The 25,718-nt window shown below is 73.3% G+C and carries 22 protein-coding genes and 1 pseudogene; 4 read left to right on the top strand and 19 right to left on the bottom strand.

Annotated features, from left to right (window positions below):
* Window positions 1–110 precede the first annotated feature (110 nt).
* The 14 genes from SERN_RS00250 to dinB form a co-directional block, all read right to left on the bottom strand.
* On the bottom strand, window positions 111–1,088 hold the full coding sequence (locus SERN_RS00250; protein ID WP_135848156.1) for a cell division protein FtsQ/DivIB: 978 nt from the start codon (window positions 1,086–1,088) through the stop codon (window positions 111–113).
* Window positions 1,085–2,545: a UDP-N-acetylmuramate--L-alanine ligase gene (gene murC, locus SERN_RS00255; protein WP_135848157.1), complete on the bottom strand. Its 1,461-nt coding sequence runs from the start codon at window positions 2,543–2,545 to the stop codon at window positions 1,085–1,087. Before murC ends, SERN_RS00250 begins: the two co-directional genes overlap by 4 nt.
* Window positions 2,542–3,759, bottom strand: a complete 1,218-nt coding sequence (locus tag SERN_RS00260) for a UDP-N-acetylglucosamine--N-acetylmuramyl-(pentapeptide) pyrophosphoryl-undecaprenol N-acetylglucosamine transferase (protein WP_135848158.1) — start codon at window positions 3,757–3,759, stop codon at window positions 2,542–2,544. Before SERN_RS00260 ends, murC begins: the two co-directional genes overlap by 4 nt.
* Window positions 3,756–5,087, bottom strand: coding sequence for an FtsW/RodA/SpoVE family cell cycle protein (locus SERN_RS00265; RefSeq protein WP_135848159.1), 1,332 nt, complete (start codon window positions 5,085–5,087; stop codon window positions 3,756–3,758). Before SERN_RS00265 ends, SERN_RS00260 begins: the two co-directional genes overlap by 4 nt.
* Window positions 5,084–6,628, bottom strand: coding sequence for a UDP-N-acetylmuramoyl-L-alanine--D-glutamate ligase (gene murD / locus SERN_RS00270; protein WP_135848160.1), 1,545 nt, complete (start codon window positions 6,626–6,628; stop codon window positions 5,084–5,086). The genes SERN_RS00265 and murD overlap by 4 nt, the downstream gene beginning before the upstream one ends.
* A complete protein-coding gene (mraY, locus tag SERN_RS00275; RefSeq protein WP_135848161.1) occupies window positions 6,625–7,719 on the bottom strand; it encodes a phospho-N-acetylmuramoyl-pentapeptide-transferase in 1,095 nt (364 codons plus the stop codon). The genes murD and mraY overlap by 4 nt, the downstream gene beginning before the upstream one ends.
* The gene (locus SERN_RS00280) at window positions 7,716–9,146 is read right to left on the bottom strand and encodes a UDP-N-acetylmuramoyl-tripeptide--D-alanyl-D-alanine ligase (protein ID WP_135848162.1); all 1,431 of its coding nucleotides are present in this window, start codon (window positions 9,144–9,146) and stop codon (window positions 7,716–7,718) included. Before SERN_RS00280 ends, mraY begins: the two co-directional genes overlap by 4 nt.
* Entirely contained in the window at window positions 9,143–10,771 is a 1,629-nt protein-coding gene (locus tag SERN_RS00285) for a UDP-N-acetylmuramoyl-L-alanyl-D-glutamate--2,6-diaminopimelate ligase (RefSeq protein ID WP_135848163.1), read from the bottom strand. The genes SERN_RS00280 and SERN_RS00285 overlap by 4 nt, the downstream gene beginning before the upstream one ends.
* 11 nt (window positions 10,772–10,782) lie before the next feature.
* Window positions 10,783–12,735, bottom strand: a complete 1,953-nt coding sequence (locus tag SERN_RS00290; RefSeq protein WP_135848164.1) for a peptidoglycan D,D-transpeptidase FtsI family protein — start codon at window positions 12,733–12,735, stop codon at window positions 10,783–10,785.
* 104 nt (window positions 12,736–12,839) lie between these two features.
* Window positions 12,840–13,229 carry a hypothetical protein gene (locus SERN_RS00295; RefSeq protein ID WP_135848165.1) on the bottom strand — a complete coding sequence of 130 codons (390 nt, stop codon included), beginning with the start codon at window positions 13,227–13,229 and terminating at the stop codon, window positions 12,840–12,842.
* Window positions 13,226–14,215: a 16S rRNA (cytosine(1402)-N(4))-methyltransferase RsmH gene (rsmH, locus tag SERN_RS00300; RefSeq protein WP_135848166.1), complete on the bottom strand. Its 990-nt coding sequence runs from the start codon at window positions 14,213–14,215 to the stop codon at window positions 13,226–13,228. Before rsmH ends, SERN_RS00295 begins: the two co-directional genes overlap by 4 nt.
* A 163-nt stretch (window positions 14,216–14,378) precedes the next feature.
* Entirely contained in the window at window positions 14,379–14,807 is a 429-nt protein-coding gene (mraZ, locus tag SERN_RS00305) for a division/cell wall cluster transcriptional repressor MraZ (protein WP_135848167.1), read from the bottom strand.
* Between the two features lie 304 nt (window positions 14,808–15,111).
* On the bottom strand, window positions 15,112–15,495 hold the full coding sequence (locus tag SERN_RS00310; RefSeq protein ID WP_135848168.1) for a DUF3040 domain-containing protein: 384 nt from the start codon (window positions 15,493–15,495) through the stop codon (window positions 15,112–15,114).
* Window positions 15,496–15,597: 102 nt separating this feature from the next.
* On the bottom strand, window positions 15,598–16,830 hold the full coding sequence (dinB, locus tag SERN_RS00315) for a DNA polymerase IV (protein WP_233251361.1): 1,233 nt from the start codon (window positions 16,828–16,830) through the stop codon (window positions 15,598–15,600).
* Between the two features lie 54 nt (window positions 16,831–16,884).
* Between dinB and SERN_RS00320 the strand changes: the two genes are divergently transcribed.
* Window positions 16,885–17,769, top strand: coding sequence for a spermidine synthase (locus tag SERN_RS00320; RefSeq protein WP_233251362.1), 885 nt, complete (start codon window positions 16,885–16,887; stop codon window positions 17,767–17,769).
* A 112-nt stretch (window positions 17,770–17,881) separates the two neighbouring features.
* On the opposite strand, the gene cspE is transcribed toward SERN_RS00320, so the two are convergent.
* Entirely contained in the window at window positions 17,882–18,085 is a 204-nt protein-coding gene (gene cspE / locus SERN_RS00325; protein WP_135848169.1) for a transcription antiterminator/RNA stability regulator CspE, read from the bottom strand.
* Window positions 18,086–18,254: 169 nt separating this feature from the next.
* Window positions 18,255–19,388, bottom strand: a complete 1,134-nt coding sequence (locus SERN_RS00330; protein WP_233251363.1) for a proteasome assembly chaperone family protein — start codon at window positions 19,386–19,388, stop codon at window positions 18,255–18,257.
* 174 nt (window positions 19,389–19,562) lie between these two features.
* On the opposite strand from SERN_RS00330, the gene SERN_RS00335 reads away from it, so the two are divergent.
* Window positions 19,563–21,794: a HelD family protein gene (locus tag SERN_RS00335; RefSeq protein ID WP_233251364.1), complete on the top strand. Its 2,232-nt coding sequence runs from the start codon at window positions 19,563–19,565 to the stop codon at window positions 21,792–21,794.
* Between the two features lie 36 nt (window positions 21,795–21,830).
* Entirely contained in the window at window positions 21,831–23,030 is a 1,200-nt protein-coding gene (serA, locus tag SERN_RS00340; RefSeq protein WP_135848171.1) for a phosphoglycerate dehydrogenase, read from the top strand.
* A 48-nt stretch (window positions 23,031–23,078) separates the two neighbouring features.
* Here serA and SERN_RS00345 read toward each other — a convergent pair whose 3' ends face one another.
* The 3 genes and pseudogenes from SERN_RS00345 to SERN_RS00355 all read right to left on the bottom strand — a co-directional run bounded on the left by SERN_RS00345 (window position 23,079) and on the right by SERN_RS00355 (window position 24,619).
* Entirely contained in the window at window positions 23,079–23,330 is a 252-nt protein-coding gene (locus tag SERN_RS00345) for a DUF5302 domain-containing protein (protein ID WP_158292526.1), read from the bottom strand.
* Window positions 23,331–23,569: 239 nt separating this feature from the next.
* Window positions 23,570–24,055 (bottom strand): annotated as a pseudogene (gene nrdR / locus SERN_RS00350) (transcriptional regulator NrdR); the annotation flags it as partial.
* Between the two features lie 135 nt (window positions 24,056–24,190).
* Window positions 24,191–24,619, bottom strand: a complete 429-nt coding sequence (locus SERN_RS00355; protein WP_135848173.1) for a LysM peptidoglycan-binding domain-containing protein — start codon at window positions 24,617–24,619, stop codon at window positions 24,191–24,193.
* A 216-nt stretch (window positions 24,620–24,835) separates the two neighbouring features.
* On the opposite strand from SERN_RS00355, the gene lexA reads away from it, so the two are divergent.
* Window positions 24,836–25,621: a transcriptional repressor LexA gene (lexA, locus tag SERN_RS00360; RefSeq protein WP_135848174.1), complete on the top strand. Its 786-nt coding sequence runs from the start codon at window positions 24,836–24,838 to the stop codon at window positions 25,619–25,621.
* Window positions 25,622–25,718 lie beyond the last annotated feature (97 nt).

The following is a 25,718-nucleotide window of genomic DNA, read 5'->3' on the forward strand; positions in this document are numbered from 1 at the left end:
AGGGTAAGACTTATGTCAGATTCTGACTCTGTGACGCTAGGCGCGCCACGCCCCTGCGGCAACGACCTCGCCGGGTGTGTCGGACACCCGTGGCGAGATCGGTGCCGCCGTCAGCTCGTGATGGGGGTCTCCGGGGTGCTGACGTCGTACGTCGAGGCGCCCACCTGGAGCAGCGTCGTCAGCACGGCCGCCTTCAGCGCGTTGTCGCTCGCGCTCCCCCACACCACCTGGGCGCCGTCGACGAGCTCGAACCGCACGTTCCCCGGTCCGGTGGCCCCGGCGCTGGCCATCTGGCCGAGCAGCTCGGGCGGCAGATCGGCCAGCACCGCCAGCACGTCGTTGACGGCCGTGCCGGCACCCGTCATCGCCATGTCGACGGCGAGGGTCGGCAGCCCGACGGGCGCCTGCTCCACGGGGGTCGTGGCGATGACGACGCCGTCGCTCCCCACGAGCTGCACGGTGGCGGCGTCCTGCGCCACGAGCGCCACGGGTTCGCGGGGGACGACGGTGATCGTCAGGCCGCGCGGGAGGTCACGGTCGACGCTCGCCTCGAGGACGCCGGGCATCGCGGCGACCTGGTCGCGCACCGTGGCCGTGTCCAGCCGCAGGAGCGGTGTTCCCTCCTGCGCGGCGGCGACCTCGACCACGGCGGCGGTGTCCACGTAGGCGCTCCCGCCCACCACGTTGACCTCGGCCGGGTCCAGCGCCAGCACCGGTGACAGGAGCGTCAGCCACCCGGTCAGGGCGAGCAGCGCGGCGGCGCCGGCGGCGATCCCCGTCCGGACCAGCAGGACCCGCCTGCGCGCGGCGTCGCGCGCCGCATAGGCGGGCTCGAGCGAGCGGACGGGGGCGGACGGGGCCGTGGGTCCGTGGCGGTCGCCGTCGCGCGCGTCGAGGTCGCCGTCGGAGGAGGTGTCGAGGTCGTCGTCGAGGTCCTCGTCGTCGAGCTCGTCGGCGATCACCAGGTCCTGGCCGCGATCACGGCCGTCGCCGCGCCCCGGTGCGCCGACAGTCCCGCGCGCGGTCACCGGCTGCGGCACGCGCGTCGACCCGGCCGCCGGGCGGCGCGGCGCCGACGGCGTCCTCACGCCCGCTCCGCCGGCTCGCCCGCCCGTGCCCGCAGGTGCGCCAGCACGACGGGCGCCAGCAGCGTCACGTCGCCCGAACCGATCGTCATGACGAGGTCGCCGGGTCCGGCCAGCGCGGCCGTCTGCGCCGCGGCCTCGAGCCGGTCGGGCACGAGTCGGAACGGCATCGCGCCGCGCTCGGCGCGCTCGTCGGGCTCGGCATCGGTGATCAGCGCCGAGGTCACGCCGTCGATCGGGTCCTCGCGGGAACCGAACACGTCGCAGACCACGACCGCGTCTGCGGCGTCCAGCGCGAGCGCGAACTCCTCCGCGAAGTCGCGGGTCCGGGTGAACAGGGCCGGCTGGAACAGCGCGACGACGCGGCCGTCGCCGGCGGCGAGCCGACCCGCCGCCAGCGCGCTGGCGACCTTGGTCGGGTTGTGGGCGTAGTCGTCCACGACGCGGACGTCGTCGGCCTCACCCACGAGCTCGAACCGCCGACCGGCGCCCGTGAAGCCCTCGAGCGCCTCGGCGACGGCGCGGCCGCCCGCCAGCCCGGTGGCCTCGACGGCGGCGGCCCACGCCGCGGCGGCGTCGAGCACCGTGTGCAGACCGGGTGCCGCGACCCGCAGCGTCAGCGGTGCGTGGCGCACGTCGCCGTCCGGTCCCAGCAGCGCGATCGTCGCGGCGGCGTCGGTGCCGGTCAGCGCCACGTCCGTCAGCCGCAGGTGCTCGACGGCGAGCGGGGCGCCGTCCGCCGCCGTCGGCGCGTCCCGGCCGTACGTGCGGACGCGGACGCCCGAGGCGTGCGCGCGGCGGGCGATCTCCAGGGAGCCGGGGTCGTCGCTGCACGCGACCACGACGCCGTCGTCGGTCACGCGCGCCGTGAAGGCCTCGAACGCGTCGAGGATCTCGGCGAGACCGCTGTAGTGCGCGAGGTGGTCCTCCTCGACGTTGGTGACGATCGCGACGCGGGGCGCGTACCGCAGGAACGAGCCGTCCGACTCGTCGGCCTCGGCGACGAACGGTCCGGTGCCGACTCGGGAACCGGCGGACCACGAGGTCACGGTGCCGCCGATGGCGGCGCCGGGATCGCATCCGGCGCCCTCCAGCGCGACGGCGAGCATCGCCGACGTCGTCGTCTTGCCGTGCGTCCCGGCGACGGCGTAGAACGGCCGACCGGCGGTCAGGCGCGTCATGGCCTCGGAGCGGTGGACGACCTCGATGCCGAGCTCACCCGCCCGGACGACCTCGACGTTGCTCGCGGGGATGGCGGTGGAGACGACCACGACGTCGGCACCCGTCACCTGCTCGGGCGCGTGCCCCAGGTCGACGTGCGCGCCACGCGCCCGCAGGCGCAGGACCTCCTCGCCCTCGACCTGGTCCGACCCGGTCACGCGGTGACCGAGCTCGAGCGCGATCTCCGCCAGCACGCTCATGCCGTGCCCGCCGATCGCGATGAAGTGCCAGTGGCTCACGTGGTGCGTCCGTCCCGTCCTGCGTCAGGTGCTGTCGTCGATGATGCTGCGGCCGCCGGTGCTGAGCCGACGACCAGGTCCGCGAGGCGGGCCGCGCCGTCCTGGATGCCGGTCGAACGCGCGGCTGCGGCCATGGCCGCGAGCCGGGGCGCGTCGGTGAGGAGCGGCAGCACGTGCTCGCGCAGCCACGCCGGGGTGAGATCGGCGTCGTCGACGACGAGGGCGCCGCCCGCGCGCTCGACGCCGCGGACGTTCAGCCGCTGCTCGCCGTTGCCGATCGGGAGCGGCACGTACACGCCGGGCAGACCGAGCGCGGCCTGCTCCCCCACCGTGCCGGCGCCCGAGCGCCCCACGACGAGGTCGGCGCAGGCGTACGCGAGCTCGATCCGATCGAGGTAGGGCACGAGGTGGTAGTCGGCACCGGCCGCCTCGGCGGCCGGCCGCACGGCGTCGTCCTTGCCGCGACCGGCGGCGTGCAGCACCTGCACGCCCGCGCCGGTGAGGTCGGACGCAGCGCCCGCCAGCGCCTCGTTGATGCGCTGCGCACCCAGCGAACCGCCCGTGACGAGCAGCACCGGGCGCTCGGGGTCGAGCCCCAGCTGCGGCGCCGCCTCCCGCCGGGCCTCGGCGGCCTGCACGGGATCGGCGCGCCTGGCGGCGAGCGTCGCGAGCGCGGGGCGCAGCGGGAGGCCGGTGTGCAGTGTGCGACCGCGGCGCGCGGTCAGCGTCGTCTCGGCGAACGTCACGGCGACGGCGGCGGCGGACCTCGCCCCGAGGCGGTTGGCGAGGCCGGCCCGCACGTTCTGCTCGTGGATCACCACGGGCACACCGAGCCGGGCGGCCGCGCGGTAGGCGGGCGTGGCGACGTAGCCGCCGAAGCCGACGACGACGTCCGCACCCGCACCGCCGCCGACGCGCCGGATCGCGTCGGCCGTCAGATCCACGGCCCGCGCGAACGCGCGCGGGAACCGGAGCGCGGCGGCGTCGGGACGGCGGGGGAACGGCACGCGCGGGATGGTGGCCAGCTCGTAGCCCCGTTCGGGCACGAGGCGCTGCTCGAGGCCCTCGGCGGTCCCGAGCACGAGGATCTCGACGCGGGGGTCGCGCGCGCGCAGCTCGTCGGCCAGCGCGAGCAGCGGGTTGACGTGGCCGGCCGTCCCGCCACCGGCCAGCAGCAGGCGGAGCGGACGCCGCGAGGACACCGCCCCGGTCATGCGCCCCTCCCCCGTCGGGCGAGCACGCCGAACGAGCGGCGGACGGCGCCGCGGCGGGCGAGGAGCGCCTCACGGGCCCCCGGCTCGTCGCGCGCGAACGCCAGCACCAGACCGATGGCGAGCACGGTCGCGATCAGCGACGAACCACCCGTGGAGATGAACGGCAGCGGGATGCCGATGACGGGCAGCACGCCGATCACGACCCCGATGTTGACGAGCGCCTGCGACAGGATCCACGCGGCCACGGCGGCCGTCGTGATCTTGGCGACCGGGTCGGGGTGGCGCAGCACGATGCGGGTCAGCCCGAGCATGAGCAGGCCGAACAGCACGAGGACCAGGAGCACGCCCAGCAGGCCGAGCTCCTCACCGATGATGGCGAGGATGAAGTCGTTGTTGGCCTCGGGAAGGTAGAGCCACTTGGTCCGGGAGCCGCCGAGGCCGACGCCGGAGATGCCGCCGGTGCCGAGGGCCTGCAGCGCCTTCTCGCTCTGCCAGCCCAGCCCCTCGGAGTCGAGCGCGTCGGGGTTGAACAACGCCATGATGCGCGCCATCCGGGTCGTTCCCTGGGTGGCCATGAAGGCGACCACCGCGAGGGCGGCGACCCCGAGTCCGGCGAAGAACCTCGCGGGGAGGCCGGCGACCCACAGCGCCCCGGCCACCAGGGCACCGAGCACGAGGGCGGTGCCGAGATCGTGGGTGTAGAGCTGGGCGGCCATCATGAGAGCCGCACCGGCCGCCGGCAGCGCGACGTGGCGCAGCTGCCCCAGCTGGTGCTGCTTCGCCGCGAGCACGGATCCCAGCCAGAGAGCGAGCGACAGCTTGGCGAACTCGGCCGGCTGGAAGTAGATGACACCGAGGTCGATGCCGGTGATGTTGCCGCCGGACGTCGTGGCGATGCCGGGCGCGAGGATCGGCAGCAGCTGGAGCCCGAGCGCCCCGAGGTAGGCAGGCCAGGCGAGCAGGCGCAGCACGCGCACCGGAAGTCGGGAGACCGCGAAGGCGAGCGGCGCCACCAGCACCGCGTACATCGCCTGGCTCTGGAAGGCCCCCAGCACCCCGCCGTTGCGCGAGAGCGAGACGATCGTCGAGCTCGACAGCACGAAGACCAGGCCCAGCGTCACCAGCACGAGGGTGACGGAGCCGATGAGGTAGTAGGAGGTGACGGGCGAGTCCCAGGCCGAGCGCAGCGCGACCCGGGTCGCCGACGGCGGTGCGGTGCGGGTACCGGCACGGCCGGCACGACCAGCACGGCCCGACCGGGCGGAGGTGGAGCTGCTGCCTGACGTCCGACCTCGACCGGCGCGCGGTCGGTCATCCGTGACGCTCATGCCTGCTCCTGTTCTCCTCCTGCCGTGGCGTGGGCCACGAGCTCCCCCACGGCACGCGCGAACGCGTCACCGCGGTGACCGTAGTTGCGGAACTGGTCCCACGAGGCGCCGGCCGGGGCCAGCAGCACCGTGTCACCCGGCCGCGCGAACCCGTCAGCGGCCGTGACCGCACCACGCATCACGGCCTCAGTCTCGCCGTCGGGCACGACGATCACGGGCACATCGGGCGCGTGTCGCGCGAGCGGCTCGCGCCACGGCGTCGGGTCGCGCCCGATGAGCACGACGGCGCGCATCTTGCCCGCGAAGTCGCGCACGAGGTCCTCCAGCGAGGCCCCCTTGGCGTCGCCGCCCGCGAGCCAGACGCACGTGCCGTCCTCCAGCGCGCGCAGCGACGCCGCCGCCGCGTGGGCGTTGGTGGCCTTGGAGTCGTTGACCCAGGTGACGCCGCCGGCGACGGCCACCCGCGCGATCCGGTGGTCCTCGACCCGGAACGCGCGCAGACCCGCGGCGATCGCGTCGGGCTCCACGTCCGCCTCGCGCGCCAGCGACGCGGCGGCCATGGCGTTGGTGACGATGTGCAGCGGCAGCCCGGCCTCCCCGAGCCCGAGGTGGGCGACGTCGTCGGTCGTGAAGAGCTCGACGCCGTGCGTGTGCCGGCGCGCGTGGAAGGCGCGGTCGATGATCGCGTTCTCCACGATGCCGACCTGCGCCAGGGCGGGGGCGCCGAGCGCGAGCCCGACGGCGCGGGCCCCGACCGTGACCTCGGCCTCCTCGACCATCTCGCGGGCGCCGCGCTCCCACGTCGGGTAGACGCACGCGCCGGTCACGCCGCGGTAGACCTTGGCCTTGTCCGCCCGGTAGGCCGCCATGGTGCCGAACCAGTCGAGGTGGTCCTCGGCGACGTTGAGGCAGATGCTCGCGCGGGGCCGCGGGAGCGTCGTGTCGTGCAGCTGCAGCGCGGCGATCTCGATCGGCCAGGCCTGGGGCGCCCTGACGACACCGGCGTCGTCGGCGATGCCCTCCAGCGCGACGGTCGAGACGGCCACGCCCATGTTCCCGAGCGGCGGGGCGTGCAGCCCGCCCGCCCGCAGCAGCGCGCTCGTCATCTGGGCCGTGGTCGTCTTGCCGTTGGTGCCGGTGACGAGGAACCAGGGGCTCTCGTCGAGCCGGATCATCCAGGCGAGGTCGAACTCGGTCAGGATGCGCACGCCGGCCGCCCGCGGGAGCGCGACGAGCGGCGACGTCGGAGGCAGGCCGGGCGAGACGACGGCGAGCCGAGGTCCGGTCGCGACGGCGGCCTCCGCCAGGGCGCGGTCGTCACCGTTCCCCGGCAGCGGCAGCACGCGCACCCCGGGCAGGTCGCGCGCCGCGGCCTCGGCGGCGGCCGGACGCGAGTCGATCGCGACGACGTCGGCGCCGAGCGCGTGCAGCGTGCGGGCCGCGGCCGTCCCGGTCAGACCGAGACCGATCACGAGGACGCGCGCCCCCCGGAGGGCCTCGCGAGCAGCGTGACCCGTGAGGAGCGTGGGGTCGGACGTCATCCGGTGATCCACTCGGCGTAGAAGATGCCGAGGCCGATGGCCGCGAACACCGCGGAGATGAGCCAGAACCGGATGACGATCGTGACCTCCTCCCAGCCTGCCAGCTCGAAGTGGTGGTGCAGCGGCGCCATGCGGAAGACGCGTCGGCCGCCGGAGACCTTGAAGAAGCCGATCTGGATCACGCTGGAGGCGACGATGACGACGAACATGCCGCCGATGATCGGCGCCAGCAGCTCGGTACGGGTGAGGATCGAGAGTCCGGCGAGCGCGCCACCGAGCGCGAGGGAGCCGGTGTCGCCCATGAAGATCTTCGCGGGCGACGCGTTCCACCACAGGAACCCGATGCACGCACCGACGATGGCGGCCGTGACGATCGCGAGGTCCAGCGGGTCGCGCGTCTCGTAGCAGCGCCCACCCGCCAGCAGGTCGTTGCACGACTGGTTGAACTGCCACATCGTCACGAGCACGTAGGCGCCGAACGCGAACACGCTGACGCCGGTGGCCAGGCCGTCGAGCCCGTCGGTGAGGTTGACGGCGTTGGACCACGCCGTGACCAGGAAGTTCGCCCAGATCACGAACAGCAGCAGCCCGACGGCGGAGCCCGCGAACGCGAGCGACAGACCGGTGTCACGGATGAAGGAGATTCCCAGCGACGCGGGCGTCACGCCGGTGTCGTTGGGGAACTGCAGGACCAGGAGGCTGAACGCGATGCCCACCCCGCCCTGGCCCAGGATCTTCGCGAGCGGCGAGAGACCCAGCGAGCGCTGCTTCGAGATCTTGGTGAAGTCGTCGGCGAACCCGACCAGCCCCAGGCCGATCATCAGGAAGAGCAGGAGCAGGCCGGACACGCTCGGCGTCGATCCCGTGCGAAGGAAGGAGACCAGGTTCGCGACCAGGTAGCCCACGACGGTGGCGCCGATGATGACGACACCGCCCATGGTGGGCGTGCCGCGCTTGGTGTGGTGCGACGTCGGGCCGTCCTGGCGGATGAACTGGCCGTACTGCTTGCGGATCAGCAGCTTGATGAAGAGCGGGGTGCCCAGGAGGGACACCGCGATCGCGACACCACCGGAGATGAGGACGGGGATCATCGCCTCGCCTCCAGGAGCCGGTCGGCCAGGAGGTGGAGCCCGCTGCCGTTGCTGGACTTCAGCAGGATCACGTCACCCGGGATCACGTTGTCGGCCAGCCACTGCTGAGCCTCGTCGATGTCCGCCACGAACGCTGCCTCCTCGCCGAAGGAGCCCTCGAGCAGGGCTCCCGTGTACATCGCCCGGGCGCCGCGACCCACCACGACGAGGCGGGAGACGTCGAGGCGGACGGCCAGTCTGCCGAGCGCGTCGTGCTGGGTGAGGGAGTCCTCGCCGAGCTCGCGCATCTCCCCGAGCACCGCAATCGTACGGCGCTGACCGGCCAGGGAGACGAGCGCCTTGAGGGCCGCGCGCATCGACTCGGGGTTGGCGTTGTAGGAGTCGTCGACGATCGTGACGCCGTCTGCGACCTCCGTCACAGCCATCCGGTGAGGGCTGATCGCCCCGGCCCGCGACAGGCGAGCGGCGACGTCCGCGACGGCCACGCCGCACTCGAGCGCGACCGCGGCGGCGGCCAGCGCGTTGGTCGCGTGGTGCTCCCCGACGAGGGTGAGCAGGGTCTCGGCCGACTCCGCCGCGCCCGTGCGGTCGTCCACGAGCGTGAAGCGCGCGTGCGCGCCGTCGACCATCGTCAGGTCGCGGGCGACGACGTCGGCGCCGCCCTCGCGCCCGAACGTCACCACGCGGGGGGCGAGCGTGGCCATGGCCGCGACGCGGGGGTCGTCCGCGTTCAGCACGGCCACTCCCCCGGGCGCGAGGCCGGTCACGATCTCGGACTTGGCACGGGCGATGCCCTCGACGCCGCCGAAGCCGCCGAGGTGGGCGCTGCCGACCACCAGCACGGCCGCGACGTCGGGCGGCGCGATATCGGTCAGGTACGTGATGTGGCCGGGACCGCTGGCGCCCATCTCGAGCACCAGCGTGGTGGTCTCCTCGGTGCACCGCAGCACGGTGACCGGCAGACCGACCTCGTTGTTGAACGAGCGCACGGGGGCCACGGTCGGGCCGTCGTGCTCGAGCACGGTGGCCAGCAGGTCCTTGGTCGTGGTCTTGCCGACCGAGCCGGTGACCGCGACGACGCGCGGCAGTCCGCTCGCGCGGGCACGCAGGCGGCGGAGCACCTCGCGCGCGAGGTCGCCCAGGGCGGTGGTGGCATCGGCGACGACGACGACGGGCACGGCCGCGCCGTCGGTGTCGGTGAGCTCGCGCTCGGCCAGCACGAGCACGGCCCCGGCGGCGATCGCCCGAGCGGCGTAGTCGTGCCCGTCGACCTGCTCACCGCGGATGGCGACGAAGAGCGACCCCGCCCGGACCTCGCGCGAGTCGGTCACGACGGGGCCGTCGACGACGAGGTCGGCGTCGTCGGCGAACCCGTGCAGCGTGCCCGAGACGGCTGCCGCGACCTCGGCGGCCCGCAGCGCGATCACGCGCGGTCCCGCAGGAGGGTGCGAGCGTGCTCGAGGTAGACGTCGCGGTCGTTGTAGCGGTGGAAGACCCCGGCGATCTCCTGCGTGGGCTCGTGGCCCTTGCCGGTGACGATGACGGTGTCGCCCTCGCGCGTGAGGTCCATGGCGTGCCGCAGCGCGGCGGCCCGGCCCGCCTCGATCTCGACGACGTCGGTCAGGTCGGGGCGCACCTCGCGGGCGCCGTCGAGGATGGCCGCGCGGATCGTGCCGGGCACCTCCGAGCGCGGGTTCTCGTCGGTGACGACGACGACGTCGGCCAGCCGCGCGGCGATCTCGCCGAGCATCGGACGCTTGCCCTGGTCGCGGTCGCCGTCGGACCCCAGCACCAGCACGAGCCGTCCCGGCGTGATGGGGCGGACCGCCTCCAGCGCGTAGACCAGCGCGTCGGGCGTGTGGGCGTAGTCGACGATGCACAGAGCCAGGCCCTGACCGCGCTCGACCACGCGCTCCATGCGTCCGGGGATGGCGGTGACGCGCGCGACGGCGTCGATCGCGACGTCGATCGGCACGCCCGCGGAGACCGCCACGACGATCGCGGTGGCGGCGTTGGAGACGTTCACCAGGCCCGGGAGCGGGCTGAAGGCGGTGTGCACCGCCCCGTCGGGACCGCGCAGGTCGAAGGTGGATCCGACCCCGTCGAGGCCGATGTCGGCGCTCACCACGCGCCAGTCGGCGCGTTCGGCGTCGGGCGCGTCCAGGTGGGTGGCGAGCGATGCGACGGGGATGGGCGAGGTCGCAGCGAGCCGGCGGCCCCACTCGTCGTCGACGACGACGACACCGCGCGCCGCCTGCCCGGGCGCGAACAGGCTCGCCTTGACCGCGAAGTAGCTCTCCATGTCGCCGTGGAAGTCGAGGTGGTCGCGCTGCAGGTTGGTGAAGGCGACGACGTCGAAGCGCACGCCGGCGAGCCGGTGCAGCGCGATCGCGTGCGAGGAGACCTCGGTCGTGAGGTTGGTGACGCCGCGCTCGAGCGCGACGGCCATCAGGCGGTGCAGCGCGGGTGCCTCGACGGTGGTGCGGGGCGACTCCACACCCTGGTCGCCGATGCGCAGCTCGACCGTGCCCATGAGGGCGGAGGTGCCGAGACCCGCGCGCAGCGCGGCCTCGACGAAGTACGTGGTCGTCGTCTTGCCGTTGGTGCCCGTGACGCCGACCGTGGTGAGGCGGTCGGAGGGACCGCCGTAGACGACGTCGGCCAGCACGCCGGCGACGGCGCGGGGGTCGTCGTGCAGCAGGACGGGCGCACCGAGATCGGCCGGCAGAAGCGCGGCGCCGGCGGCGTCGGTCACGACGGCGACGGCACCGGCGGCCACGGCCGCCGGGGCGAACCGGGCGCCGTGCGCGGTGAAGCCGGGGACGCCCACGAAGACGTCGCCGGGCACGACGGCGTCGCTCGCCACCGTCACGCCGGTCACGGGGACGTCGGTGCTCGCGGGGCTGCTGGCGGGGGTGCTCGTGGGACTGCTGGCGGGACTGTCGACGACGCAGGGATCGCCGGCGGGTGTCAGGTGGAGCTGCGCGGCGAGGTCACGCAGCGAGGTCGCGGGTACGCGTTCCGGTCGGAACTGCGTCAGCGGAGAAGTCACGATGGGCCAATCTACTCGGCGGTGTCGCCGTACAGCTCGTACAGGGTCTCCGTGGTGCCGCTCGGCGGGATGCCGAGCATCTGCAGGGCCGCGGACGCGACGTCGTGGAACACCGGGGCGGCGAGCCCGCCGCCCGTGCCGGAACCGGCGGGTCGGAAGATGATCACGCCGACGGCGATCTCGGGGTCCTCGGCGGGCGCGACACCCACGAACGAGGCCGCAGTGTCGGTCAGCCGGCCGTCGACGGTGTTGGGGATCTGCGCGGTACCGGTCTTGCCCGCGACGCGGTAGCCGTCGATGGCGGCCTTCTTGCCGGTGGTCCCGAGCTGGTCCGCCATCACGCCCTCGAGCATGAGCAGCATCTCGTCGGAGGTCTGCTCGGTGACGACCTGGACACCCTCGCCGTGCTCGGCGGGGGTGAAGGTCCCGGCGTCGTCGCTGTAGCCGTCCACGAGGTGCAGCGGCAGGCGGACGCCGCCGTTGCCGAGCGTCGCCATCACGTTGGTGATCTGGAGCAGGTTGACCTGGTTGGCCTGACCGAACATCGTGACGTAGCGCGTGCGCCCGTCCCACTGCGTCGGGTCGAGGTTGGTGCCGCCGCGCTCGCCGCCGAGCTCGACGCCGGTGCGATCGCCCCAGCCGAACGCGTTCATGTACTCCACGCGCTTGGCGTCGGTCATGAGGTCGCCGATCTGCACGGTGCCGGTGTTCGAGGAGAACGCGAGGATGCCGGCGGTGGTCAGCTCGTGCTCGGGGTGCTCGGTGGCGTCCTTGAAGGTCTGCCCGTTCGGCATCGTCAGCTGGTCGGGCACCGTGAAGGTCGAGGTGGGGGTGATGAGGCCCTCGTTGAGGGCGGACGCGACCGTGAGGATCTTGCCGGTCGAGCCCGGCTCGTACGGGCTGGTGACGGACCGGATCTCGCCGGAACCCGTCGGCGCGTTCGGGTCGGTCGCGCCGGAGTCGCACAGCGCGAGGATGCGGCCCGTCTTGACCTCCTGGACGACGGCGGCGCCGAACTCCGCGCTGGCCGAGGCGACCTGGGCGTCGACCGAGTTCTGGCAGACGTACTGCAGGTCGAGGTCGATGCTGGTGTGGACGGTCGGGCCGTCCTGCGCCGGCACCGTGGACTGCGACGCGAACGGGATGACCGTGCCGCCGACGCCGGTCTCGTAGCTGCGCTCGCCGTCGACGCCCTGGAGATCGCCGTTCAGGCTGTACTCCAGGCCGGCGGCACCGTTCTGCTCGTTGTTGACCCAGCCGACGAGATCGCCGGCCGTCGTGCCGTTCGGGTAGACGCGCTTGGTGGTGGAGTGCGTGGTGAGCCCGTTGATGCCGAGCTCCTCGATCTGCTCGCGGACCTCCGGGGTCACCTCCCTGGCGATTCTCAGACCACCCTGCGTGCCCGTGAGCTGCGCGCCGAGCTCGTGCTCGTCGACGCCGAGGAGCGGCGCCAGCTGCTTCGCGGCCTCGACGGCGCCGCGGCCCAGGATGACCGGCTCCTCACCCGCCGTCCGGGTCTCGTCGAGGCGGACGTAGGCGGGCACCTGCCGGAGGTCGACCTGCACGTCGTAGCGCACGACCGAGGTCGCCATCACCATGCCGGAGGCGTCGACGATCTCGCCGCGCGTGGCGTCCAGCGGGATCACCCGGGCCCGGGTGTCGCGGCCCTGCTCGGCGAGCGTGGCCGCCTCGACGACCTGGACCTGAACGAGACGGGCGGCGAACAGCGCCAGCACCGCCACGACGATCCACAGCAGGATCCACTGGCGGCGGGCGGAGGCGCCGACGCGCGGACCCGAGGGCGGCGGGGCGTGCCCACCAGCGCCGGCCGGGCGCAGCTGCGTGCGGGGCGCGGTGCCGAGAGCGCGGGCGGCGGTGCGGGTGCTGGTGCCGCGAGCGGCGGTGGCGGTGGCGCGGGAGGCGGCGCGGGACGACGTCGTCGTCGACGTGCGCCTGGGTCCCATGGCCCCCGATGCTGCCCCCGTTCCCCGCGCGGGCCCCGGTGACACGCCGGTGGCGCGAGGGGAGGTTCGAGGGGTGGTGCGACCTTCGTGCGGCCGACGGCCCGTCACTGCCCGCCCACCAGGGTGCCGTCGGACAGCCGGATGTAGACCAGACCGGGGTTGGGGACGAGGCCGAGCGCCTGGGCCTGGGCCATCACCTGGGCGGGCGAGCTCGCCTGCTCGACCTGGCCGGCGAGCGTCTGGGCGCTCTGCTGGGCCGCGGCGAGCTCCACCTGCTTGTCGCGGATGGAGTAGGAGGTGGCCGCCATCGAGGTGTTGAGGCCGAGCGCCGCGAGCAGCGCCGCCACGAGCACGGTGGCGCAGAGCGCGAAGAACGGTACGCGGGTCGCCTCGGCCTGCGTCTGGCGGACGATGCGCAGGCGGGGACGCGGACGCGCCTGGGGCGCGGGTCGACGGGTGGCGGGCAGGGCGATCCGTGCCGGTGCGGCGCTCATGCCGTGCTCCTCATGTGTTCCGGGGTCGGGCGGGTCCTGCGGGCGGCGCGCAGCCGGACGGAGGTGGAGCGGGGGTTCCGCTCGATCTCCGCCGCGTCCGCCTTCTCGGCGCCGCGGATCAGCAGCTCGAGGTAGGGGCGGTGGGTCTCTGGCTCGATCGGCCAGTCGCGCGGCGCGCTCGAGGCGGCGCCGCGGGCGAGCTCGCGCTTGACGAGACGGTCCTCCAGCGACTGGTAGGACTCCACGACGATGCGGCCGTCGACGGCGAGCACGTCCACCGCGCGCGGCAGCGCGTCCTCCAGCACGTCCAGCTCGGCGTTGACGGCGATGCGGACCGCCTGGAAGGTCCGCTTGGCCGGGTGGCCACCCGTCTTCTGCTTCGACATCGGGACAGCGCGCTTGACGATCTCGGCGAGCTGGACCGACGTCGTCAGCTCCTCCTGCGCGCGAGACCTCACGATCGCCGAGGCGATGCGCGGAGCGAACTTCTCCTCGCCGTAGGTCCACAGGATCCGGCGCAGCTCGGCCTCGCTCGCGTCGGCCAGCAGCTCGGCCGCGGTCTCGCCCGTGCTGGTGTCCATGCGCATGTCCAGCGGAGCCGGACGGGCGTAGGAGAAGCCGCGCTCGGCGTCGTCGAGCTGGAGCGAGGAGACCCCGAGGTCGAGCAGGACGCCCTGGACGGCGCCGCCGGCGTGCGTGGCGACGACGTCGTCGATCTCGTCGTAGGTGGCGTGGACGGGGGTGAACCGGTCGCCGAAGCGTGCCAGCCGCTCGCCCGCCAGGGTCAGCGCCGCGCGGTCGCGGTCGATGCCGATCACCCGTGCCTGCGGGCACTGCTCCAGGACGGCCTCGGTGTGACCACCCATGCCGAGCGTGCCGTCGACCAGGACGCTGCCCGGTTCGGCCAGGGCGGGGGCCAGGAGGTCCACGCAGCGCTGCAGGAGGACGGGGACGTGGAGGTCGCTCGCTCGGCGGTCCTGCGTCATGGGGTCCTCCTCTCGGGTGGTGCTGGTGCGGATCGTGCTGGTCGTCGGGCCAGGACTCCCTCCGGCTGATCTGGCACCGGGGAAGTGCGCCAGATCCTTCGGCGGGAGACCTCGCTCGACGAGCGGGTCGTGCGGGTCGTGCAGGCCAAGCAGGTCGTGCGAATCAGAAGTCGGGGACGACCTCCCCCGCGGCGTCCTCGAACGCCTCGGAGGCGCCCGTGAGGTAGGCGTCCCACGCCGCGGCGTCCCAGATCTCGAGCTTGTTGCCGGTGCCGACGACGGCGAGGTCACGGCCGAGGGTGGCCCACTCGCGCAGGATCGACGGCACCGTGACGCGGCCCTGCTTGTCGGGGATCTCGTCGTGCGCCCCCGAGAGCAGGACGCGGTTGAAGTCGCGGGCCTGCTTGGAGGTGAGCGGCGCCGCCCGCAACGACTTGTGGAGCTCGACGAACTCGGCCATCGGGAAGACGAACAGGCACTTCTCGTGCCCCCGCGTCATGACGAGGCCGCCGGCGAGCTCCTCGCGGAACTTCGCGGGCAGGATCAGCCGGCCCTTGTCGTCGAGCTTCGGAGTGAAGGTCCCGATCAGCATGCGAACCAGCACCTCCCCTCAGCCCGGTGGCTCCGCTTGGCTCCACCCTACTCCACTTCACTCCACCCGGTCGAGAGAAAGTACCGACACGCCGCCATGTCGACCGCGTTGTCGCAGGTCAGGACGGGTGGTTCGGAGTGGAGGGATAGCGGCGCCCGTGGACCCCCTCGCAGGTGGGGGTGAACCGGACAGACCGTGTCCGAGCACGAAAAAACCCCGGACCTCACGGGTCCGGGGCTGTTCGCGTCCCGAGCGGGTGGTGCTCGGGGAGGGATGTGGAGGGGTTGCTCGACCGGGGCCGACCTCAGCGACCGCTGTCGCGGCGACGGTCCCACCGGTCGTCGAGTCGGGTCATGAACGAGGAGCGCGAGGCGGCCTTGGCCGGACCCGCTCCTGACGCGCCGGATCCACCGGGAGCGACGGGCGACGCGGACCCGCCGGTACGCGACATCGCCACGAGGACCCCGCCGAACATCGCGAGGAAGCCGAGGATCCCGAGCCAGGTCATGTGCTGGGCGACCCCGCCCACCAGCATGCCGAGACCGGCCAGGACCACGAGCGCGCCGAGCACGATGCGCGACGTGCGGCGCTTGCCCCCGGAGAACGTCTGGGCAAGCTTGGGATCGTCAGAGCTGAGCTGACGTTCCATCTGTGCGAGCACACGCTGCTCGTACTCAGACAGTGGCATGGCGACCTCCTCGGCACGACCGTTGTGTCCTAGGGTATGCGCCCGCGGGCGGTGGTGGTAGTCACGGGTGGGTCTCGAGGCGAACCGATCCCGACTGCTCCGTCACACCTCGCCGGCCCGCTCCCTCGCACGCACGTCCGGACGCTCCTCCGGAGACGTCAGCAGCGATGCGGCGATGGTGGCAGAACCCGGGAAACGACGCACGACGTCGTCGAGCACCGACTCCAGGGCGCGCTGCTGGGTGTCGTCCTCCCCGAGCAGCGACTGCACCGCCGTGCTCGCCGCGGGGGCGAGGTCGTCCGCCCTGACACCGATCAGGCGAACTCCGCCCCGCTGGATGGTGACCCCGGCCAGCAGCGCAACGGCGGCGCGGTAGATCTCGCGCGCGAGATCGCTCGGGGCGTCGAGCCGCCGAGAACGCGTGAGCGTCGTGAAGTCGGACATCCGCACCTTGATCGCCACCCCCCGGGTGAGCAGCCCCGCCTCGCGCAGCCGCCGCGCGACCGTGTGCGCCTGACCGAGCATGGCCCGAGCGAGCTCCGCCTGGTCGGAGGTGTCGACGGCGAAGGTGTGCTCCGCGGAGATCGAACGCTCGGTCCGGGTGGGCGTGACGCGCCGCGGGTCACGCCCCCACGCGAGGTCGTGCAGCCGCGCGGCGGACGCGACGCCCAACCGCGCCCGGAGGGTCGCGGGCGGCGTGTGCGCGAGGTCGGCGATCGTGTGGATGCCGGTCTCGGCGAGCTTGGCCCGCGTGCTCTCCCCCACACCCCACAGCGCCGACACGTCGAGCTGGTGCAGGAACGCGACGGCGGAGTCCGCCGGGACCACCAGCATGCCGTCGGGCTTGGCCCGGGTGGAGGCGATCTTCGAGACGAACATGGTCGGCGCGATCCCGACGGAGGCGGCGAGCCCGAGCTCGTCGCGGATCCGCGTCCGGATCATGGCACCGATCTCCCGTGGCGCGCCGAGCCGCCGTCGGGCGCCCGAGACGTCGAGGAACGCCTCGTCCACCGAGAGCTGCTGCATCACGGGGGTGATGTCGCCGAGGATCGCCATGACGCGCGCCGAGACGCGGCGGTAGACGTCCTGCCGCGGCGGGAGCACGACGGCCGAGGGGCACCGCACCCTGGCCATCGCCATCGGCATGCCGGAGCGGATGCCGAACGCGCGGGCCTCGTACGTGGCGGCCAGCACCACGCCGCGCTCCTGGCCACCGACGATCAGCGGTCGGCCGCGCAGACCGGGGTGGTCGGCCAGCTCGACCGAGGCGAAGAACGCGTCCATGTCCACGTGCAGGATCGGGCTCGCCGAGTCGTCCTGCCCCAGATCCACCACGCGAGCAGTATCGAACACAGGTTCGATCCGGGTCAAGGCGACTACGATCCTCGGGTGGCTCGTCGGCGTCAGCTCCCCTCGTCCCTGCCCGAGGGGCAGGTCCCCATCGACACCGGGACGGTCGAGCTGGAGGGGGATCCGGACCGGTCGGGCGGCGTGATGGTCTACGTCAACGGCGTCGAGTCCTCCTACGTCGACCTCGAGGACCCGACCCACCTCGAGTTCGAGTACATGCAGCAGATGCTGATGGCGATGGCGCCCGCCCTCGAGGCCGACCAGCCGCGCATCCTGCACCTGGGCGGCGCTGCCTGCGCGTTCGCCCGCACGATCCACGCCCTGCACCCGCGCACGCGGCAGCTCGTCGTCGAGCTCGACGGGGAGCTGGCCCGGCTGGCGCGCGAGTGGTTCGACCTGCCCCGCTCCCCCGCGCTGCGGATCAGGGTGGGTGAGGCTCGCGCGTCGCTCGCCGGCATGGCGGGCACGTTCGACGTCCTCGTGCGCGACGCCTTCGCCGGGGCGCGGGTCCCCGGCCACCTGACGACCGTGGAGTTCCTGCGCCTGGCGGATGCTCACCTCTCGCCCGGCGGCCTCTACCTCGGCAACCTCGTGGACACCCCGCCGCTGCCGGTCGCGCGGCGCGAGGTCGCGAGCGCCCGCGAGGTGTTCGCGCACGTGGCGCTCGCCGTCGAACCGCCCATCCTCAAGGGCCGGCGGTTCGGCAACCTCGTCGTGGTCGCGTCGCAGACGCCGATCGAGGAGGCCTGGCTGACCCGTCGGCTGCTGACGCTGCCCGCCCCGGTCCGTCTCGTGACCGGACGCGAGCTCGACGCGTTCGCCGGGACGGCCGCGCCGCTGCGGGACGCCGATCCCTCCGAGGCGGGACTGCTGCCCGTGGGCGAGCCCGAACCGGACGAGGACGCCGCGACGGCGTCGTCCTGACGCGGCGGAGGGGTCCAGACACGGCAGAGCGCCCGCAGACAGCAGTGCGGCCCACCCCCGTCACCGGGGGATGGGCCGCACCGACGCGGTGGTCCGAGGACCCGCGCAGCGATCAGATCGCGTGCACGTTCTCCGCCTGCGGGCCCTTGGGGCCCTGCGTGATCTCGAACTCGACGCGCTGGTTCTCCTCGAGGGAGCGGTAGCCGTCGCTCGAGATCGCCGAGTAGTGGACGAAGACGTCAGCGCCGCCCTCGTCCTGGGCGATGAACCCAAAACCCTTCTCAGCGTTGAACCACTTCACGGTGCCCTGTGCCATCGGTGTCCTTCCGGGGACTTCTGCGGCTGCGACCCGGTGTCCCAGCCGTCGTGCTGCATCGATCCCCAACGCCGTGCTCGATGAACGTCCGACAGAGAGAGAAGCTGTGTGCAACGTCCTCATTGTGTCAGACACCGGATCGAGAACGCCACCGGGATCGACAGGATGATCAGCGCTCCGGGCGCTCCTCGTCGTCGTTCTCGGCCTCGACCTGCTCGGCGAGGAACGCCTCGAACTGCGCTCCGAGCTCGTCGGCCGACGGCACGTCCGCCGAGGCGAGCAGGCTGCGACCCGACGCCTCCTGATAGGCGTCGTACTGCGTCTCGAGCGCCTGCACGAGCGCGGCGACGTCTGGGGAGTCCTCGATCTGCTTGTCGATCTCGACGGCGACGGAGGCCGCCGCGGCATCGAGCGGGGACGTGTCCAGCTCCTCCCCCGTGACCCGGGAGATGTTCCGCAGGAGCTCGCTCGCCGCCGCGGGGTAGGACGCCTGGGCGAGGTAGTGCGGCACGTGGACGGCGTAGCCCATCGCGTCGTGCCCCCACTGCCCGAGGCGGAACTCCACGAGCGCGCTCGCGCTGCCGGGGATCTGGACCGTGCCGAAGATGTCGGCCTGCGGATCGACGAGACCCTCGCGGCTGCCGTGCGCCGTCACACCCAGGGGACGGGTGTGCGGCACCCCCATCGGGATGCCGTGCACGCCGACCGTCGTGCTCACGCCGAGACGCTCGACGATCTCGCGCACGGCGCGCGAGAACGCCTCCCAGCGCAGATCGGGCTCGGGACCGTGCAGGAGCAGCAGCCCGCCCTCGGGCGTGGCGACGTGGTCGAGCGCGAGGACCGGGTCGTCGTAGTCCGTGTAGCTCGGCGAGGTGAAGGTCATGGTCGGGCGGCGCGAGCGGTAGTCCATGAGCTCGTCGATGTCGAAGGTCGCGACCCGGGTGCTCGGGTGGCTGGCGAGCAGGTGGGCGGCCACGAGCGACCCGGCGCTGCCCGCGTCCATCCCGCCCCGCATCGCGTGCACGAGCACGGCGGCGCGGGCCTCGTCCAGCGTGCGGGGGGTGCGGGGCGCTGCCACGTCGTCGGGGGTCAGCGCGTCCCCGGCACCGGCATCGGCGCCGTCGTGCGGCGCGGCGATCGTGCCGAAGGGCTCGGCCGCGTCGTCTCGGACGGTGGTGTCACGGACGGCGGCGTCGCGGTCGAGGTCGTCCGGCGTCTCGACCTGCGGTCGTGCGGCGTGCCGACCGCGTCGGTCACGACCCGATCCCTCGAGCTCCCACCGATACATGCTGCTGGGCTCCATCGTCTGTCCTCTCCGCTGCGCACCGCCCGGGGGCCGTGCCGTTCCTGCCAGGATCAACGCGGTCCCCGCCGGTCGCATTCCCCCCGCGCGCGACGTCGCGACGGTGCACCGGGCACCGCTCGATGGGCAATAATGGACGGCCGGTCGAGGCGTGGCCGGTGTCGAGGAGGCAGCGTGGACCGTGCGGGGCAGATCGACGACGACGACGGCGTGCTCGCCGCCCAGCTCGAGGTCGAGCAGATCGTCGTCGACGACGTTTACTCCCGGCTCGACGCCCTGCGCGAGCAGACGCGCGCGCAGCTGGCCCAGGTGCGCGCCGTCCGCTACAGCGGGACCCACCAGGCGCGCTCGGAGCGCGACTCGTTCTCGAGCCTGTACGCCGATCGCCTGGCCACCTACGACGCGGTCGAGCAGCGCCTGCTGTTCGGGCGCATCGACCTCGCCGCCGACGGGCAGGACGAGGGCTCTCTCGTCTCGCGCTACGTCGGGCGCATCGGCCTGTCCGACGAGGACCACACCCCCGTCCTGACCGACTGGCGCGCCCCGGCGGCACGACCCTTCTACCAGGCGACGGCGGCGAACCCCGGCGGCGTCGTGCGCCGTCGGCACGTCGCCACGCGGGGCCGCGTCGTGACCGGTGTGGAGGACGACGTCCTCGACGTCGACCAGCTCGACGACGACGCGCGCGCCGGCCTGTCCGGCGAGGGGGCGCTGCTGGCGGCCCTCGGCGCCCACCGCACCGGCCGGATGCACGACATCGTCGCCACCATCCAGTCCGAGCAGGACGAGATCATCCGCTCCGACGTCGAGGGCGTGCTCGTCGTGCAGGGCGGACCCGGCACCGGCAAGACCGCCGTCGCCCTCCACCGGGCCGCCTACCTCCTCTACGCGCACCGCGAGCGGTTGGCGCGCTCCGGCGTCCTGCTGGTCGGACCCTCGAACGCGTTCCTCAGCTACATCGAGCGGGTCCTGCCCGCGCTGGGCGAGACCGGCGTCGTCTCCACGACGATGTCGACCCTGCTGCCGGACGTCGTGGCCACCGCGACCGAGGAGTCCGCCGTCGCGCGCGTCAAGGGGCGCGCGTCGATGGCCGGTGTCGTCGCCCGCGCCGTCGCCGCCCGGCAGCGCGTGCCCGCCAGGATCCAGACCGTGCGCGTGGGTTCGCACGACCTCGAGATCCGGCCGGACGACGTCGCCGCGGCCCGCGGCCGTGCGCGCCGCGCGCACCAGCCCCACAACGCCGCCCGCGTGGTGTTCGTGCGCCAGATGCTGTCCACGCTCGCACGGCAGTACGCCGCGCAGCTCGGCTCGGAGGTCTCGGGCGAGGACCTCGCCGGCATCACCGAGGACGTCAGGGTCGAGCGCGACGTGCGCGTGGCCCTGAACCTGGCGTGGATGCCCCTGACGCCCGAGGGCCTGATCCGCGACCTGTGGGCGCGTCCCGAGCGTCTGGCCGAGGCCGCCCCCGGCATGTCTCGCGCCGATCGCGCCCTGCTGCGACGCGACCGCGGCGCGCCGTGGACGGAGGCCGACGTCCCCCTGCTGGACGAGGCCGCCGAGCTCATCGGCGAGCGCATCGATCCGGAGCGCGCGCGCGTGGCTGCCGAGGCTGACGCGCAGCAGCGCGCCGAGATCGCCTACGCCCGCGAGTCCATGCAGGCGTCCGGCGCCGGCGGCGGCATGGTCTCCGCCGAGATGCTCGCCGCCCGGTTCGCCGACACCGGTCCGATCCTGACGACCGCGGAGCGCGCCGCCGCCGATCGGTCGTGGACCTACGGGCACATCGTCGTCGACGAGGCGCAGGAGCTGTCGCCCATGGCGTGGCGCGTGCTGCTGCGGCGCTGCCCGAGCCGGTCCTTCACCGTGGTGGGCGACACGGGTCAGACCTCCTCGGGGGCCGGCGCGCACCGGTGGTCGGACGTGTTCGACACCGCGGTGCGCGGAAGCTGGCGCCTGGCGGAGCTGACGATCAACTACCGCACCCCCGAGAGCGTCATGGACGCCGCGACCGCCGTGCTCGAGGCGTCAGCCCGGCGCGAGGGCGTCGAGCTCACCGCGTCGCGGGTCGTCTCGGCCCGCGACCTCCCGGGGGCGCTGCGGGTGGACGCCGGGACGGTCGAGGACGAGCTCGCGCACGCCCGGACGCTGGGCGGCACCGTCGCTGTGATCGCCCCGGCCGACCAGGTCGTCGCCCTTCGCCGACGACTGGGCGCACCGGCGAACGTGGATCTCACCGCGCCGGTCGTCGTGCTGGACCCGCTGGCGAGCAAGGGCCTGGAGTTCGACGCGGTCCTCGCGCTCGACGTCGGCGCGATGGCCCGTGGTGACGCCTACGTCGCGATGACGCGCGCCACCCGACTGCTCTCGATGCTCGGCAACCACCCTGTGGGACTCCCCCGGCCCTGATTTGGGGCGCCGGGTCGACGGGTCCACAATGGGCCCGTGCCTCGCGCCCTCCTCCTCGAGAACATCCACCCGCTCGCCGTGCAGCTCCTGACGGACACCGGCTACGACGTCACGTCCCTCAGGGGCGCGCTCGACGAGTCGGAGCTGATCGAGGCGCTCGACGGCGTCTCGCTGCTCGGCATCAGGTCCAAGACCCAGGTGACCGAGGCCGTGCTCGCCGCGTCCTCCCTCGACGCGGTCGGGGCGTTCTGCATCGGCACCAACCAGGTCGACCTGACGGCCGCGGCCGACCGCGGTGTCGCGGTCTTCAACGCCCCGTTCTCCAACACGCGCTCCGTGGTCGAGCTCGCGGTCGGTGAGATCATCGCGCTGACGCGCCGCCTGACCGTGCAGAACTCCTCGCTCCACAAGGGCGTGTGGAACAAGTCGGCCGACGGCGCGCACGAGGTCCGCGGTCGCACGCTCGGGATCGTCGGTTACGGCAACATCGGTACCCAGCTGTCGGTGGTCGCCGAGGCGCTCGGGATGCGCGTCGTCTTCTACGACACGGCCGAGAAGCTGTCGCTCGGCAACGCGCGCCGCCTGCCGAGCCTGGACGCGCTGCTGGGCGAGGCCGACATCGTCACGCTGCACGTGGACGGGCGCCCGGGCAACGCCGGCATGTTCGGCACGGCGCAGTTCGACGCCATGCGCGACGGCGCCGTCTTCCTCAACCTCTCGCGAGGGTTCCTCGTGGACTACTCCGCGCTCCGCGAGCGGATCCTCGACGGGACGCTCGCCGGCGCGGCCGTCGACGTCTTCCCGCACGAGCCGAAGTCCAAGGGCGACGCCTTCGAGAGCGACCTGCGTGGTCTGCCGAACGTCATCCTCACCCCGCACATCGGCGGGTCGACCGAGGAGGCGCAGCACGACATCGGCCAGTTCGTGGCGACCAAGCTCCGCGACTACGACCGGTCCGGTGCCACCAACCTCTCGGTCAACATCCCCGGCCTCGTGCTCGACGCCCCTCGCAAGGGCTCGGAGCGGATCGCGCTGCTGCACCGCAACGTGCCCGGCGTGATGGCCCAGCTCAACGACGCGCTCGCCGACAGCGGCGCCAACGTGGAGTACCAGGTGCTCGGCACGTGGGGTCAGCTCGGGTACGCGGTGACCGACGTCGTCGGCGGCGTCACGCCGGAGGTCATCGATCGCATCGGCGAGCTGCCGACGACGATCCGGGTGCGCCACCTGGGCTGACGCCCGACGACGCACTCCCGGATCGCCGACCGGACCCGCGGCCGACGCTCAGCCGGACTTGCGGCGGAACACCTTGTGGCCGTGGGCACCGTCCTTGGCGTGACCGGCGAGCGAGTCGCGATCCTGCGCACCTGCGCCCCGGCCCTGCTGGCCGGCCCGCTTGGCCTCCAGCGCGGCCCGGAAGCGCTCCTTGGTGTCCTGGCTCGGAGCCTGGACGCCCGCGTCGCTCTCCGGCGTCTCGTCCTGCCGGACCACGTTCTCCGACACCTCGTTCTGGGGCTCGTCCTGCTGAGCGGTCATGACCGACTCCCTTCGTCGCGTCTGCCGGGACTGTCCCGCAGGGTCAAGCATCGTCGCGACGGCGCCGCGACGCCACACGTTTAGCGCCCGCGCTCCGCGCCGTCCGGTGCGGTGCCGTCAGAGGCTGCACCGTCCGGGCCCGTGCCGCCGGCAGATGCGTGATCGACCTCGGTGGCGGGAGCAGCGTCGTCGGCCGCCTCGTCCCGCAGGTCGGTCCCGTCCCCACCCTCGCCAGGGGGCGCACCGACCGCTCCGGCCGAGACGCGCTCCGCGCGTGAGGCGTGGTCATGACGCAGCGCGGCGATCGCCGACTCGAAGTCCACGAGGGACGCGAAGTCCTGGTAGACGGATGCGAACCTCAGGTAGGCGACCTCGTCGAGCTCACGCAGCGGGCCGAGGATGGCGAGGCCGACGTCGTGCGCGTCGATCTCGGCGGCACCGCTCGCGCGCACCGTCTCCTCGACCTTCTGCGCCAGGAGCGCGAGGCTGTCGTCGGTCACGGGCCGACCCTGGCACGCCTTGCGGACACCGGAGACGACCTTGTCCCGGCTGAAGGGCTCCACGACCCCGGAGCGCTTGACGACCGACAGGCTGGTCGTCTCGACGGTCGAGAACCGCCGTCCGCACGCCGGACAGAGCCGACGTCGGCGGATCGACGAGCCGTCGTCGCTCGTGCGCGAGTCGACCACGCGCGAATCGGTGTTGCGGCAGTACGGGCAGTGCACGTCGACTCCGAACGCAGGTGGCGCGTCACCCGAGGGGGTGGCACGGGCCGCCCATTCTTCCACGGCCACCCGATCCCCTCCGTCGGAACGAGTCTGAAGCGACCGACGCTCACCGCCCAGTGAGACGACCGCCGGTCAGGAGGCGGGGAGCAGGAGCTCCTCGCCGACCTGCAGGCCGAGACCGTCGAGCTCGTTCAGCTCGGCGAGACCGCTCACGACGTCACGCACGTCCTCGCCGGGGGCGGCGATGCCCTGGGCGATCGTCCAGAGGCTGTCCCCGGGCCCGACCACGACGGTCGTGGTCGCCTGCTCGGCGATCGGCGCCTCCGCGACGGCCTGGCCGGCGATCGACCCCGCACCGGCGGCGAGCGCGAGACCGAGGCCCACGAGGACGAGACGGCCTCGTCGCGTGAGGCGCATGCGCGTGGCCGGACGGTCGGAACCCTCACGGACGGCAGCAGGACGCGCCGATGCCGTGGGGCGGACCGCGGTGGCTCCACCGGTCGTGCGGGCCTCGGACCTCGGTGCGGTGATGCGTCCCGTGGAAAGTGCGACCGTGCTCATGCGCTTCTCCCTTCGAACCCTTGTTCGTCGTACGTCTGTTCGATACAGTAGGCCATGGCGTCGCGGTTGTCGACACTCCGTTCGAACATGTGTCCCAGATTCGGAGTGCCTCGGTCGTACGCTTGTCCTACGAGCAGCAGATCACCGACCACTGACATCGACGCCGGGCAGGGACTCCTGCCGGGGGCGGCGGGGTCGTCGACGAGGGAGAAACAGATGGCGACGCGGGACCCCAGGGTGCTGACGGTGCGACAACGCGCCGTCCTCGACGTGATCAGGACGTCGGTGGCCGAGCGCGGCTATCCGCCGAGCATGCGAGAGATCGGCCAGTCGGTCGGACTCAACTCACCCTCGAGCGTGAAGCACCAGCTCCAGCAGCTCGAGGACAAGGGCTACCTGCGCCGCGACCCGAACCGCCCGCGCGCCATGGAGGTGGTGGGAGAGCCCACGGTCATCTCGGCCGCGCCCGGCCTGACCCCGCGCGCCGACGCCGCGGCGGCCGCCGCCCGCCCGGCCCGGCAGCCGGCACGCAGCCTGACCGGCGCTCCGGCCGCCAGCGGTGAGGTGGACGGCGCCGAGGGCGTCGTCAGTCCCACGATCGTGATGCTGCCGGAGCCGAGCGACGCCGACACCTCGTTCGTCCCGCTCGTCGGACGCATCGCCGCCGGCGGCCCGATCCTCGCGGAGCAGTCGGTCGAGGACGTCTTCGCGCTGCCGCGCCGGCTGGTGGGCGACGGCGACCTCTTCCTCCTGCAGGTCGTCGGTGAGTCGATGATCGACGCCGCGATCTGCGACGGCGACTGGGTCGTCGTCCGGTCGCAGAACGTGGCCGAGAACGGCGAGATCGTCGCGGCCATGATCGACGGCGAGGCTACCGTCAAGACGTTCAAGCGCACGCCGGACGCCCTGTGGCTGCTCCCGGCCAACCCCGCCTTCTCCCCCATCGACGGTCGCCACGCGGAGATCCTGGGCCGCGTCGTCGCGGTCCTGCGTCGCGTCTGACGACAGCCCGCGGACTGCGGCTCGATCGCACCGCGCACGAACGGCCCGGCTCCCCAGGGAGCCGGGCCGTTCGTCATCGGACCCCGTGGGAGTCGAG

This window comes from Serinibacter arcticus (genome assembly GCF_004786095.1).
GTDB lineage: Bacteria > Actinomycetota > Actinomycetes > Actinomycetales > Beutenbergiaceae > Litorihabitans > Litorihabitans arcticus.